11 protein-coding genes and 1 pseudogene are annotated in these 13,954 nt (G+C 34.1%); 9 read left to right on the top strand and 3 right to left on the bottom strand.

Annotated features, from left to right (window positions below; all coding sequences use genetic code 11):
* Positions 1-130: 130 nt before the first annotated feature.
* The 6 genes and pseudogenes from AC1RPU_RS00860 (at position 131) to AC1RPU_RS00835 (ending at position 6,861) form a co-directional block, all read left to right on the top strand.
* A pseudogene (locus tag AC1RPU_RS00860) lies at positions 131-2,851 on the top strand (sigma-54-dependent transcriptional regulator).
* 131 nt (positions 2,852-2,982) lie between these two features.
* Positions 2,983-3,294 carry a PTS sugar transporter subunit IIB gene (locus AC1RPU_RS00855; RefSeq protein WP_409021738.1) on the top strand — a complete coding sequence of 104 codons (312 nt, stop codon included), beginning with the start codon at positions 2,983-2,985 and terminating at the stop codon, positions 3,292-3,294.
* Between the two features lie 22 nt (positions 3,295-3,316).
* A complete protein-coding gene (locus AC1RPU_RS00850; protein WP_481760986.1) occupies positions 3,317-3,634 on the top strand; it encodes a PTS lactose/cellobiose transporter subunit IIA in 318 nt (105 codons plus the stop codon).
* Between the two features lie 27 nt (positions 3,635-3,661).
* A complete protein-coding gene (locus AC1RPU_RS00845) occupies positions 3,662-4,948 on the top strand; it encodes a PTS sugar transporter subunit IIC (RefSeq protein WP_409021736.1) in 1,287 nt (428 codons plus the stop codon).
* 64 nt (positions 4,949-5,012) lie between these two features.
* The gene (locus AC1RPU_RS00840; RefSeq protein WP_481760985.1) at positions 5,013-6,419 is read left to right on the top strand and encodes a glycoside hydrolase family 1 protein; all 1,407 of its coding nucleotides are present in this window, start codon (positions 5,013-5,015) and stop codon (positions 6,417-6,419) included.
* 19 nt (positions 6,420-6,438) lie between these two features.
* A complete protein-coding gene (locus AC1RPU_RS00835; RefSeq protein WP_481760984.1) occupies positions 6,439-6,861 on the top strand; it encodes a DUF3284 domain-containing protein in 423 nt (140 codons plus the stop codon).
* Positions 6,862-6,909: 48 nt separating this feature from the next.
* Here AC1RPU_RS00835 and AC1RPU_RS00830 read toward each other — a convergent pair whose 3' ends face one another.
* Both AC1RPU_RS00830 and AC1RPU_RS00825 read right to left on the bottom strand, forming a co-directional pair.
* Positions 6,910-7,767 (bottom strand): DegV family protein, encoded by an 858-nt coding sequence (locus AC1RPU_RS00830; protein ID WP_481760983.1) that lies wholly within the window; start codon positions 7,765-7,767, stop codon positions 6,910-6,912.
* Positions 7,768-8,289, bottom strand: coding sequence for a DUF1836 domain-containing protein (locus AC1RPU_RS00825; protein WP_481760982.1), 522 nt, complete (start codon positions 8,287-8,289; stop codon positions 7,768-7,770).
* Between the two features lie 162 nt (positions 8,290-8,451).
* Between AC1RPU_RS00825 and AC1RPU_RS00820 the strand changes: the two genes are divergently transcribed.
* Positions 8,452-9,870 (top strand): C69 family dipeptidase, encoded by a 1,419-nt coding sequence (locus tag AC1RPU_RS00820; protein WP_481760981.1) that lies wholly within the window; start codon positions 8,452-8,454, stop codon positions 9,868-9,870.
* Between the two features lie 167 nt (positions 9,871-10,037).
* Here the strand turns inward: AC1RPU_RS00820 and AC1RPU_RS00815 are convergent, their stop codons facing one another.
* Positions 10,038-10,748 carry a GntR family transcriptional regulator gene (locus AC1RPU_RS00815; RefSeq protein WP_481760980.1) on the bottom strand — a complete coding sequence of 237 codons (711 nt, stop codon included), beginning with the start codon at positions 10,746-10,748 and terminating at the stop codon, positions 10,038-10,040.
* Positions 10,749-11,110: 362 nt separating this feature from the next.
* On the opposite strand from AC1RPU_RS00815, the gene AC1RPU_RS00810 reads away from it, so the two are divergent.
* Entirely contained in the window at positions 11,111-12,493 is a 1,383-nt protein-coding gene (locus AC1RPU_RS00810) for a glycoside hydrolase family 1 protein (RefSeq protein WP_481760979.1), read from the top strand.
* Entirely contained in the window at positions 12,493-13,941 is a 1,449-nt protein-coding gene (locus AC1RPU_RS00805; RefSeq protein WP_481760978.1) for a PTS sugar transporter subunit IIC, read from the top strand. Before AC1RPU_RS00810 ends, AC1RPU_RS00805 begins: the two co-directional genes overlap by 1 nt.
* Positions 13,942-13,954 lie beyond the last annotated feature (13 nt).

Genomic DNA, 13,954 nt, shown 5'->3' with positions numbered 1-13,954 from the left:
TATTTAGGTTATGATTTTCTGTGTAAAAGGAGAAAAGTAAGCCAGCAAATATTAGTGTGTAAATGTAAAAAAGATTGCGGTATACTAGTGGTAAGCGTTTTCTTTTAGCGTGTAAGGGAGTAGTGATAACTTGGGAGATCGAAAAAATGATATTTATAATCTTTTAAAAAATAAGGAAATAGCGATGGATGCGACACAGATTGCAGACGAGCTTAATTGCAATCGCGCAAATGTGAGTCGTTATTTGAATGATTTATATAAAAATGGTGACGTTACAAAAAGTGATGGGCGCCCTGTTCTCTATCAGTGGGCATCACTTGAAGAAAAAGAAACACGTCAAAAAGAAATTAATGATAAAAGTGTTAAAGAGATGAGTTTCAAAAAGTTAATCGGGTCTAATGATTCATTAAAGGTTATGATCCAACAAGCCGAAGCAGCCATTTTATATCCACCAAGAGGACTACACACAATTATTTTTGGTGAAACGGGAACGGGTAAATCTTTGTTTGCTGAATGTATGTATCAGTTTGCATTAGAATCAGAAATGGTGAAGGCTGATGCGCCTTTTATCCGGTTTAATTGTGCGGATTATGCGAATAATCCACAGTTACTTTTTGCGCATATATTTGGTGTTAAAAAAGGGGCCTACACAGGTGCTGATCAAGATAAAAAAGGATTAATGGATAAAGCTAACGGTGGTATTTTATTCTTAGATGAAATTCATCGATTACCTCCTGAGGGACAAGAAATGCTCTTTACCTTTATTGATAAGGGGTTTTATCGGCCTTTAGGAGAGTCTTCAATTACTAAAGAAGCGAGTGTACAGATTATTGGGGCAACGACTGAAACGTCAGAAAATTTTTTGAGCACATTTAATCGACGTATTCCAATGGCAATTACATTACCGCCTATCTCAAAACGAACAATTGATGAACGTTATGGGATAGTCATGAATTTTTTTGAACAAGAAGTCGGTAGATTGAGCCAAGATATTATTGTTGAGCGAGATGCGATGCTTGCATTAATGTTATACGAGCCTGAAGCAAATATTGGTCAAATTCAGAGGGATATTAAAGTTGTTTGTGCAAAGGCCTTCTTGTATTTTAGAACGCATGAAACGGCTTCGTTATATATCAGATTAAAAGACTTACCATTGAATGTTCAAAAAGGACGTTTGGAAGGTAAATCCAAATATAAAAAAATTGATGTCTTAATGGAACGTTTAGCGAAACGAACAAATGAAAAAAATACAAAAGTTGTGACTTTTAAAAATAGCGAAACGGTAGAAAAAAACGATCAAAAACCAACGGTTTATGAAACAATTGATAAAAAAGTGAGTGAAACTGATAAACAGAATTTTAAATCACTAAATCTTAAAACGTTAATCGATTCAGATGATAAAGGTTATTTTAAAGATTACATTGAACAATTATCGGGTGAAGGCGTTCGAAAAGAGTTACTACCAGATGATATTTGGACGGTTACCAATGAAGTTTATGACTTAGCCCAGAATAAATTAGGGCAAAAATATAATGAAAATGCACGATTTGCATTTGGATTACACCTTGTTAGTGCTATTGAAAGAATCAGGAAAAATGTCGCAATTATTCATCCTGATTTAAATAATTTACGACAAAAAAATCCAAAAGCCTTTCGTGTTGCACTGGAAATGGCAGATAAAATTGAACATGAATTTGATATTGAAATTCCATTAGATGAAATTGGATTTATTACAATGTTTTTGAGCTCTGATTTAAGTGTTAAGAAACAACAAAATGAAATTAAAGTCGGTATCATCGTGCTAATGCACGGGGCATCAACGGCTTCTTCTATGTTACAGACAGCACAAGAATTACTTGGTACAACAAAGGGAAAAGCAATTAATATGCCACTTGATGTAAATGTTTCGGAAATTTATGATCAAGTACGAGATTATGTACTGGATAGTCAGGAACAATTGAAAAAAGGGTTATTACTTTTAACTGACATGGGCTCTTTAACTAGTTTTGCATCAATGTTAGGTGAAGAAACAGGGATTAATATTCGAGCTGTTTCAATGACGAGTACGTTAGTTGTGCTTGAATCATTAAGAATTGCGATTGCCGGTCGTGAACTAGAAGATATTTACGCAAATGCACAACATATTTTTGAATCGTCTGTAAAAGAGCAGTTTTTCCATATGCATCCTAGGAAAAAAGCAGTTATCGTAGCTTGTTTTACCGGCGAAGGTGTCGCCGCAAGATTATATGATCGTATTATGCCAATTGTAAACGAAGACGAAGTTAAAGTAATTCGGATGCAATATTTAGAAAAAGATGCATTTAAAAAGCACATTAATACATTAATGCGCGATTATGATGTGAAGGCAATTGTTGGTACCGTCGAGGTTTCTTACCAAAGAGTGCCATTCTTTTCTGCTTTAGATATCTTTAATGATGAAACCTTACAAGTTTTGCAGCGGATGTTGTCTGATAACGACTTAACGCGAGAAACAATTAATGCATTGGAAGGTAGTATTAATTCAGTTAATTCTGTCCCAGATTTAATTCATACTATTCAAACCATGATTATTAAAATTTAATCAGATTTACAGATTGTTCTTGATCCAGAGATTATCGTAGGGATCATGATGCATCTAGCATTTCTAGTAGATTCAAGATTGAAAAATCAATCAATTAAACCGTTTAAGAATGTCCAAGAATTTTCAGCTGAGAATCATTTACAGATGGAAATAGTTAAAACGGCCCTGATTATTGTTGAAAAAATGTATAATATTAAGATTTCAGATGATGAAGTTGCCTATATTGTCCAAATTTTTATGGGTAATACGTTGAATAAAGTCAGTGTGTAATAGTGACTAGTAGTGTGCAAATAAAATAAAAGACCATCGAAAGCGCTTTCTTAAAGCCTTTTCGATGGTCTTTATTTTTGGCATGGAACTTGCGTATATAAGAGTATAAATAGAAAAAGGAGTGGCAAATTATGAAAACGATTATGTTAGTTTGTTCAGCGGGTATGAGTACAAGTTTATTGGTGTCAAAAATGCAAAAGGCTGCAGAAGCAGAGAACTATGATTCAGAAATCTTTGCAGTTGGTGCTTCAGAGGCAGATTCAATGCTTGAATCAAAACCAGTTGATATTTTAATGTTAGGCCCACAAGTTCGTTTTATGAAAGATGAATTTGAAAAAAAGGTTGCTGACAAAAATATTCCGGTAGAAGTTATCAATATGCAAGATTACGGCATGATGAATGGCGAAAAAGTTCTTGCAACAGCTAAAAGCTTAATTAAATAAAAAATAAAAGGGGTAATCAGATATGAACGAAAATGATGCACAAATGCAAACAATCATGGGGCTGATTGTTAATGGTGGAAACGCTAAAAGTGATTCTATGGAAGCAATTCACGCCGCTAAAAAAGGCGATTTTGAAACCGCAGCTGCTAAGTTAGCTGATGCTGACAAATCACTCATTGAAGCACATCATTCTCAAACAGCCATGTTAACGCAAGAAGCTTCAGGGGATCCGGTACCAGTTAGTTTATTAATGGTTCATGGACAAGATCATTTAATGAATGCGATTACATTTAGAGACTTAGCTGGTGAGGTAGTAGATCTATACAAAAAAATAGGATAAGTACTAAACTTTAAGGAGGAACTACTCATGGACAAATTTATAAAATGGATGGATATTCACTTTATTCCAGTAGCTTCAAAAATTGGGGCACAAAGACATTTGGTGGCAATTCGAGATGCATTCGTTGTTATTATGCCACTTATGATTTTAGGTGCTCTGGGAACATTAATTAATAACTTACCAATTCCAGGTTTTTCAAATTTTATGGACGGACTATTTCCTAAAATAGTTAACGATGTTCCAATCTGGAAGGGTGTAGGAGCAGGCGTTTGGAATGCTAGTTTTGGTATTATGTCATTATTCGTTGCATTCTTAGTAGCTCATAACGTTGCAAAATCATATGGTAAAGATGGTATGGCTGCTGGTACAGTATCAGTTGCTTCATTCTTCGCTTTAGGTGGTTTGCAATTAGCTGGGATGTCTTCAGTAGGATTATTCGTTGCACTTGTTGTCGGTTTGGTTTCAGCAGAATTATTCCAACGTTTAAGTGGTAACAAACATTTAATCGTTAACATGCCTGATGGTGTTCCACCTGCTGTTGCAAAAGCATTCGCTTCATTATTTCCAGCAATGATTGTTGTTACAATCTTTGCCTTTATCAATACATTATTCCAAGGATTCGGCGTAACTGATATTATTGCATCATTCTACAAACTTGTTCAAGAACCATTTATGGGCTTGGCAAATTCATATCCATCAGCATTATTATTAGCATTTATTGCACCATTCTTATGGTTCTTTGGTTTACATGGAGCTAATATGATTGATCCATTAATGCAAACAATTAACGCACCTGCTATTGCAGCTAACGTTAAAGCACTTAGTGAAGGTAAAACAATTCCTTTTATCGTTAACAAACCTTTCTTCGATTCATTTGTTAACTTAGGTGGAACTGGTGCAACTATTGGTTTGATTATTGCCATCTTCATTGTTGGTCGTAAAAATAAACCTTACAAAATGATTGGATCACTATCAGCAGCTCCTGGTATTTTCAATATCAATGAACCAATGATGTTTGGACTTCCAATTGTGTTGAATCCAATTATGTTCGTACCATTTATTTTGACACCAATGGTACTTGTGACTGTTGCGTATATTGCAACCGCCACTGGAATTGTGCCAGCAGCAACGGTAATGCCCCCATGGGTTACACCACCAGTAATTGGCGGGATTTTGGCAACTAAGAGTTTAGCTGGTGGGGTTTTAGCCGCAGTTAATGTGGTTATCTCAGCGTTAATTTACGCACCATTCGTTATCTTAGCAACAAAACAAATTGAAAAAGCTGAAGCAGAAGCTGAAGCAGCAAAAAAATAAAATAAAAGCGAATCTCTTTACGTTATTCTGTAAAGAGATTTTGTGTTAAATAAAGGAGTTTACTATGGTTAAATATGAATTTCCAAAAGATTTCTGGTGGGGGTCAGCTGCGAGTGGACCACAATCTGAAGGTCGTGTTTCAGGAGATGGAAAAGCTGATAATATTTGGGATGCTTGGTATCAAGCAAGCCCTGAAAAGTTCTTTAATCAGGTTGGACCCGAAAATACATCAAGGGTTTATCAAAAATACCAAGAAGATATCTCTTTGATGAAACAAACAGGTCATAATTCATATCGGACTTCAATTCAGTGGTCACGTTTGATTCCAAATCCATTCACTGGAGAGGTTAATCCTGAAGCTGTTACCTTTTATAACCATTTAATAGATGATTTAATTGCCGCTGGAATTGAACCTTTTATGAACCTTTACCATTTTGATATGCCAATGGTGTTACAAGAAAATGGTGGTTGGTTAAATCGTGAAGTTGTAGACTTGTATACGGACTATGCAGAAACTTGTTTTAAATTATTTGGCGATCGCGTTAAAAAATGGTTTACTCAAAATGAACCGATTGTTCCAGTTGAGGGTGGGTATTTATATGGATGGCATTTACCTGATGAACGTAATTTAAAGCATGGTGTCCAGGTGGCTTATCATGAAGCATTGGCAAGTGCTAAAGCAGTTGAAAAGTATCATTCACTCAATTTAGGTGGCACAATTGGGATTATTTTAAATTTAATGCCAACGTATCCAAAAGATGAGACAAATCCAGCAGATGTTAAAGCAGCCAAATTTGTTGATGGATTCTTTAATCGTTCATTTTTAGATCCCGCAATTAAAGGCACTTTCCCTCAAGATATTGTTGAGTGGTTGCATGAATATGACTTAATGCCAATCTATCATCAAAGTGATTTAGATGTTATTAAAGAAAATACTATCGATTTATTAGGCGTTAATTATTATCAACCAAGGCGAGCAGCGGCGAAAATAATTAAAGCCGAACCAGAAGGTGAAAATGGCTGGATGCCTGAAGATTTTTATACAGTATACGATATGCCTGGAAAAAAAGTTAATCCTTATCGTGGCTGGGAAATTTATGAAAAAGGAATTTATGATGCACTAATCAATATTAAGGATAATTATGGTAATATTGATTGTTTCATCTCTGAAAATGGGATGGGTGTTGAAGATGAAGCCAGATTTATTAATGCAGATGGGCAAATTAATGATGATTATCGAATTGAATTTGTTCAAGATCATTTGAAATGGGTTCATAAGGCACTTGAAGAAGGTAGTAACGTTCATGGCTACCATATGTGGACATGTATGGATAATTGGTCATGGTTAAATGCTTACAAGAACCGTTACGGATTTATTAGTGTTGATTTAGATAATGAAGCAAAACGCACAATTAAGAAGAGCGGTTACTGGTTTAAAAAAATGACAGAACAAAATGGATTTAATGACTAAAAATGGAGGCGAATGACTGATGGAAATGGAAATGAAATTAAAAATGCCTGCAGATTATCTATTTGATCAAATTATGGAGTCCGTACTATATGATATTAAAGATCAGACAGGTCAGAAATTAACAAAAAATCAATTAGAGGGTTTTGCGTTCACGAAAAAGTTTTCAAAAACACAATCAGCTGCTTTAAAAGTAACAAAAATAGTTGAAAACGAAAGTTATCATTTTCAAACGGATAACAATCGTAATAAATTTGATGTAAGTTACGATATTAAGGTAATTGATGATAAACGTTGTTTGTTAAGTTATAAAGAAGTCATGACTTCTAAAGGCAAGATGCAACAAATGAATGATGCCTTCATGAGTATTCTTATGAGTTTCTTTAAGAAGAGAAATTTCAAAAAAATGCTTAAACAAATTGAAAATAAGTATGCAACTAATTAGACTAAAAATAAAGAAGCAAACCGTATTTATCGGTTTGCTTCTTTATTTTTAGTCTAAAATTTCAACACCAATACCGATAACACCAGGGCCAGCATGAACACCAAGAGCAGGTGATGCATCGCCAAAGTAAAAATGTTCAGCATTTGGATACTTAGTTTTTAAGGTTTCGAAGATACTTGCTGCTAAAGGCTCATTATTACCATATGCAACGGCTATATCGAAATGAAGAGAATCGCCAATCTTATCATCAACGAGTGATAATAATTTTTTTAGTGCAGCTTTTTCGCCTCGAGCTTTTGCAATAGGATAATAAATACCATTTTCATCACATGAAATAATTGGTTTGATGTTTAAGAGATTCCCCATAAGACCAGAGACACGTCCAATACGGCCACCAACTTGAAGATAGTGTAGGGTTGGTAAATAGAAAAAGACACTACTTCTATCAACCGCTAGTTGAACCTTTGTGACAATTTCGTCAAAATAATTGCCTTCTTTAATTAAGTTTGATGCTAAAATACCAGCTAATCCACCACCAATACCAACATTTTTTGTATCGATGACTTCAACAGTTAATGATGATAATTTGGCGAATGTTTTAATTGAATTATAAGTACCAGACAAACCGCTTGAGATCGTTGTTGCAATAACATGTGTATAGCCATCGGCTTTAATTTGGTCAAAAACGTCGTTAATTGAGCCACCTGAAGGCGTTGCGGTTGTTGGAATCTCAGTCTCCATACGTTCATAAACTTCCGCAGGTGAGATAGAGATACGATCTAAGTAAGTTGCATCACTGAATGTAATTAAAATAGGGACCATATAAATATGTTCCTGTTCCATAAATTCTTTAGGAATATCCGAACCTGAATCTACTAATACTGCTATTTTTTCTTTACTCATCATTTAATTGGCCTCCTTCATTAATATAACTAATTTTTCACTGATAATATGATTAATCACGGCACTTGCAGCCGTTCGTTGTTCTAATTCAATGATTGTTGTTTCAGTCGTGACGGGCTTTAAGTTGGTATCAAAGGTTAAAGATTTAAGTTGTTCGTTAAAAATTAAAGCGAAGTTCATGTAAGCATCTTCAGATGAGTTATCGACTAAAATTTGGTCGATACCATTCTTGATAACATCTAACGGAAAAGCAGATTTTAAAACAGTAATAACAATGATTGCTGCTAAATGTTCCTTGCGATATCTTTTTTTGATGGGTTTAAACATAACTTCTTTTTTTACGTAATTATTGACCATTGTAGGTGTTACAGGCATTAAGTGTAATGGCTCTAAGTATTGATTAACAAGTTTCACGGATTGATCCATATAAAGGTCTAATTCCGGGAAATCTTGCCAATCAGGTAATGTAATTTTCTTTAAGCTATCTAGCCAATTTAAAAAAGATGATGGAACTTTTTGGCTCAAATGATAACCCCCCTTAACGTAATATCTTTATATTAGCATTTACATCTAGAGTTGTAAACTAGATTTAACTGTTTCTTAAAGTATATAAAAATAGCATGTTTATATGAAGATAAAAGTTGTACACTATAAGGGTATTTAATAATGAGAAGGAGTGAATTATTTATGATGGAACAAGCATGTACAACAATTTTAGTTGGTAAGAAGGCCACAATTGATGGCTCAACGATGATTGCTAGAAATGATGATACGTTTTTGCCTATTACACCACAACGATTCTTGATGTACCCTGCAGTAACCGGACGTCATGAAACGTTAACTTCGAATAAAAATGGGTTTACTGCACCATTACCAGAAAATGGGTATCGCTGGACAGCAACACCTAATGTTGAGGTATCCAGCAAAGGTGTCTTTGATGAAAGTAGTATTAATGAAAAAAATGTTGCAATGAGCGCAACAGAAAGTGTCTATGCGAATGAACGTGTTTTAGCATACGATCCTTTAATTAAAAATGGTTTAGCAGAAGATTCATTACAAACAATGGTTGCACCTTATATTAAATCAGCAAAACATGGTGTTGAATATTTAGGGGCTTTAATTACAAAATACGGTTCACCTGAAGGAAATGGTGTCTTATTTAGTGATAAAAATGATGTTTGGTACATGGAAATTGTTACCGGACATCACTGGATTGCACAACGTATTCCAGATGATGCTTATGCTGTTGCAGCTAATCAAGTTGCTATTCAAGAAATTGATTTTGATAATACAGATAACTTTATGTGGTCAGACGGTATCCGTGAATATGTAGAAGAGCATCATTTAAACCCTGATAAAACAGGCTGGAACTTCCGTCATATTTTTGGAACAGACACAGAAAAAGATCGTCATTACAACACACCTCGTGTCTGGTATGGTCAACGTTGTTTGAATCCAGAAATTAAGCAAGAACCAACTTCAAGTGAATTACCATTCATTTGTTACGCAAATAAAAAAATCAGTGTTGAAGATGTGACTGCTATTTTAGGTTCACATTACAATGAAACACAATATGATCCATTTGGTCATGGTGCTGATGAAGATCGTTTACGATTCCGTCCTATTTCAATGAATAGAACACAAAATGCACACGTTCTTCAATTGAGAAATAATGTTGATGATGCACATTCTGCATTAATGTGGATCTGTTTAGGTGTTCCAGCATTTGCACCATTTGTGCCATTCTACACGAATGCAACAGACACAGACCCAAGTTACAGCGAAACACCGTTAACACTAGATATGAATAGTGCTTATTGGATGTATCGTACGGTTTCGATGTTAACAGAATCACATTATTCTCATTTTATTCAAGAAAATGTTGATTACTTAAAGGCATGTCGTCAACAGTTGAAGACGATGGTTGCTGATATTGATGCAGCATCTACAGATATGAGTGGGGATGAATTAACAAACTACCTCACACAACAAAATTACGCAATTGTTGCTGATATGCGTGAAAGAACGATGAACATGATTGGTCAATTCATTACTGAAGGATTAACATTATCTAAATTAACATTTAACATGGATGCTAATTTATAAAAATAATATTTAACATGGATGCTAATTTATAAAAATAATATTTAAATACTTTGTACGCAAAAAGGCGTAATTCCAATATAACTTTGGAATTATGCCTTTTTGCGTACCCACATATATTAAGTACAGATAATTATTTTTAATGTAAGTTAGTTCATAAGTGTGCCAGTTTAATTTGATTCAAAAACAAAATAAGAGCGTTTATTAAATTCATTTCTTGATTTTGAGTACTCGATGGCGTGACCATTCACAAGCCAAACAATTTGTTCTACTTCTAATATTGGCGTTTGTTCAACAACGTTTAAATAATTGATATCTAATTCAGTGGCTTGTCTGGCTTGTATTTTTCTAGACATACCTGACATATTTAACCCTAACGTATTTTTAATATAACTATATATGGAAGTTTCCAGTACGGATTTTGATAAACCTGGAACTAATTTAACAGGCATGTACGTATCTTCCAAGATGAAAGGATTTCCATCTAAAAGTCGGAGTCTAATAATATGGTATGTTGGCTCTTCTGCACTAATATTTAAATGAGTTTGAACCTCTTTTTGAGGGAATACAACTTCAAACTTAATGACGTGACTTGTTATTCTGTCCCGTCCTTCTTGTTTACTTAATCCATCAAAATTATCTGCCGGTGCATCAACGCTATTGATAAGAGTCGAGGGACCTATAACAACTGTTCCAAAACCAGATTTTTTTAATATAAATCCTTCTCGTGCTAAGTCATCTAACGCCTTCTTTAAGGTTATTGAACTGACATCGAAGCTAGCAGATAATACTTTTTGATCAGGTAAAATGCTACCTTTTGGATATATATTAGAAAGTATTCGTTCCCGAATTATATTTTTAACTAACTCATATTTTTTCATAAATCCCTGTTCCCCCATAGATTTTAATGTCAAATTTAGTATTATTTAAACTTTAGGTGCGATTTTAAAAAGTATATTACTCTGCTTATTAAAAATTAGATCTCAAAAAAAATAGGTATGATGTAACTATTTTAGAATTAGAGAATATTGTACCGATATTTAGTATGACTAATTAATCGGTTAATACCGAATTATAACACTCAACTACCCTCTTTTCTATATAAGTGATAGCCAGAGTTTAATAAAACATATATCTTTTGTATAACAAAAGTATTGTTTTATTATACAAAAGATATATAATAGTAAATGAAAGCGATTTCTTAGTTAAAAAATAATTTATTAGAAGAAGGGTTGATTGATATATGATAAATGAAAATAAGATGCCTAAAGGTTTTTATTGGGGTAATTCTGTATCAAGTATGCAGACAGAAGGAGCATGGCAGGCAGATGGTAAAGGGCTATCAGTTTATGATATCCGTGACTCAGATAAAGGTGTATCCGATTGGCACGATGCGATTGATGAGTTTAACAGATATGAAGAAGATTTGGATTTAATTGCAGATATGAATATGAATATGTATCGCATTCAGATATCGTGGACTCGAATAGTACCTGATGGTGATGGAACTATCAACGAGAAAGGTTTTGAGTATTATGACCGATTAATTGATGGGATGATTAAGCGTGGTATTGAGCCAATGGTTTGTCTCTATCACTTTGACATGCCGTTAGCGTTGGCCCAAAAGCAAAGTGGATTTCTATCTCGTAAAACTGTTGATGCTTTTGTTAGGTTTGGGAAAGTCGTTATTGATCATTTTTCAGACAGAGTTAAATATTGGATTACATTTAATGAACATAATCTATACTTCACTGATGAAACATTTCATATTTCTGGATATACCAAGACGGAAAAAACAATTGACGATATGTATACCATATTCCATCATACGATGATAGCTCACGCACAAATTGCACAATATATTCATGAACAATATAAAGAACTTAAGATTGGAGGTATGTTGGCATATACACCAGTTTATCCAGCAACGACTAATCCAAAAGATTCTTTTGCAGTAAGAAAACAAAATGAATTTATTTATGAAAATCTAAATTCGTTATTTGTCGGACAATCATATTCTCCTGAAGTACTTAAATATATAGAAGTGAATAATATTCAAATGGATTTTAAAGATAGAGATAAGCAATATTTAAATAAAATTAAATCTGATTTCATTTCCTTTAGTTACTATCGCACAATGGTCATGGATGCTGATAAAATTCCAAGTGACGAGGCACCAAATAGATATATGAATTATAGTGTAGAAGAAAATACTTATTTATCTAGTAGTGAGTGGTCATGGAATATTGATCCCTTAGGATTCCGAAATGTAATTACAGATTTGCATAATCGTTATAGATTACCTGTATTTCCAATTGAAAATGGAATTGGCATCAAGGAGCACAGGGACAGCACAAATATAATCCAAGATGATGCTCGAATTGAATATCATAAAAGTCATATTAAGGCTATGAAGGATGCAATGTTTATTGATGGTGCTCAAGTTGTGGGCTATCTGGGTTGGGGATTAATTGATATTCCTAGTTCACATGGTGACATGGAGAAAAGATATGGTGCAGTTTTTGTTGATAGAACAAATCATGATTTGAAAGATATGAAGAGAGTTCCAAAAAAATCATATTATTGGTTTAAGGATATCTTAGAAGAGAATGGAGAAAAAATATAATGGAAAATAAAACTGAAAATAAAGCAAACACGTTCATTACGAATAAGTTATTACCTATAATTATGAAATTTGTGAATACAAAACCTATAAGGGCTCTGCAAGATGGAATGGTATACGCATTACCTTTTATTATTATAGGATCCATATTTTTAATTTTGTCCAATTTCCCGGTGCCAAGTGTTGCAGATGCGCTTAAAGATTCAGGTTGGTCAGCATTTTTCACACAAGCATATACAACAACATTTGGTATTTTATCTATCTGGGCGGTAGTTGGTATCGCGTACGTATATGTTCGTAATGAGGGATATGAGGCATTACCCGCTGCATTGACAGCATTATCATCTTTCTTGATGTTACAGATGCTCCAAGTGGCCGCACCTTTAGCCGGAGTAATGGGTAAAAATGGAGCAGGTATTGTTAACAGTGCTGGTAAAGAGGTCCTAAGTGGTTCTGCAATAACAGAAAATATAGACAAATTACCTCATTCGCTTCAATCATTCATGCAGTCGCCAGTTAATGGTGTAATTAACATTAGTTGGTTGAGCGGTCAAGGAATGGTGGCTGCAATTATTGTAGGTATTTTGGTAGGTTGGGCATATACAAAAATGATTAAAGCTGGTTGGAAAATAACACTCCCAGAACAAGTGCCAACTAGTGTTGCTAATCAATTTACTGCCATGATTCCATCTGGTGTTATATTAACTGTTACTATGTTAATCTTTGCTTTAATTAAGACAGTGTTAAATACAGATATGTTAAATCTCATTTATAAGATGTTAGCAGCACCTATGCAAGGACTATCAGATTCATTAATTGGGGCTATATTGATTGCCTTCTTAGTATCATTCTTTTGGTTCTTTGGTGTTCACGGAGGACTGATTGTCGGTGGAATTGCAGGAGCCTTCTTAATTCCTAATACTTCTGGAAACGCTGCTTTATATCAAGCTGGTAAATTATCGTTAGGTAACGGGGCACATATTGTTACTAATGAATTTTATAATAATTTTATTAACTTGACGGGATCTGGAATAACCATCGGACTAGTTATTTTCACACTAGTTGCAGCTAAATCTGTTCAGCTTAAAACAATCGGTAAAATTGAGCTTATTCCAGCTATTTTTAATATTAATGAGCCTTTTCTTTTCGGATTACCTTTAGTTATGAATCCATTTTTAGCTATACCATTTTTCATGGTACCAGTTATTGTAGCAATCTCTACTTATGGGGTAATTTATTTCGGAATTGTACCACCTTTAAATGGTGTTGCGGCACCTTGGACAACGCCAGCAGTTATTTCAGGATTTTTAATTGGAGGTTGGAAGATGGCCTTATGGCAAGCGGTAACGTTAGTAATATCAGCTGTCGGATACTATCCATTCGCTAAAAAATATGATCAATATTTATGTAATCAAGAACAAGAGCAAGAATTAAATAATAAAGCAGAGTGAAAGGAATAAAAAA

It is taken from the genome of Dellaglioa sp. CoH-55-MRSF-7, assembly GCF_056782235.1.
The sequence above is the reverse complement of the archived record's forward strand: the minus strand, read 5'-3'. Positions and strand labels throughout refer to the sequence as shown.

Bases quoted from the DNA above. Each gene is read 5' to 3' on its own strand.
- AC1RPU_RS00810 (WP_481760979.1), top strand. From the start codon at position 11,111: ATGATAAATGAAAATAAGATGCCTAAAGGTTTTTATTGGGGTAATTCT.
- AC1RPU_RS00840 (WP_481760985.1), top strand. From the start codon at position 5,013: ATGGTTAAATATGAATTTCCAAAAGATTTCTGGTGGGGGTCAGCTGCG.
- AC1RPU_RS00820 (WP_481760981.1), top strand. From the start codon at position 8,452: ATGATGGAACAAGCATGTACAACAATTTTAGTTGGTAAGAAGGCCACA.
- AC1RPU_RS00815 (WP_481760980.1), bottom strand. From the start codon at position 10,748: ATGAAAAAATATGAGTTAGTTAAAAATATAATTCGGGAACGAATACTT.
- AC1RPU_RS00855 (WP_409021738.1), top strand. From the start codon at position 2,983: ATGAAAACGATTATGTTAGTTTGTTCAGCGGGTATGAGTACAAGTTTA.
- AC1RPU_RS00850 (WP_481760986.1), top strand. From the start codon at position 3,317: ATGAACGAAAATGATGCACAAATGCAAACAATCATGGGGCTGATTGTT.
- AC1RPU_RS00805 (WP_481760978.1), top strand. From the start codon at position 12,493: ATGGAAAATAAAACTGAAAATAAAGCAAACACGTTCATTACGAATAAG.
- AC1RPU_RS00835 (WP_481760984.1), top strand. From the start codon at position 6,439: ATGGAAATGGAAATGAAATTAAAAATGCCTGCAGATTATCTATTTGAT.
- AC1RPU_RS00830 (WP_481760983.1), bottom strand. From the start codon at position 7,767: ATGATGAGTAAAGAAAAAATAGCAGTATTAGTAGATTCAGGTTCGGAT.
- AC1RPU_RS00845 (WP_409021736.1), top strand. From the start codon at position 3,662: ATGGACAAATTTATAAAATGGATGGATATTCACTTTATTCCAGTAGCT.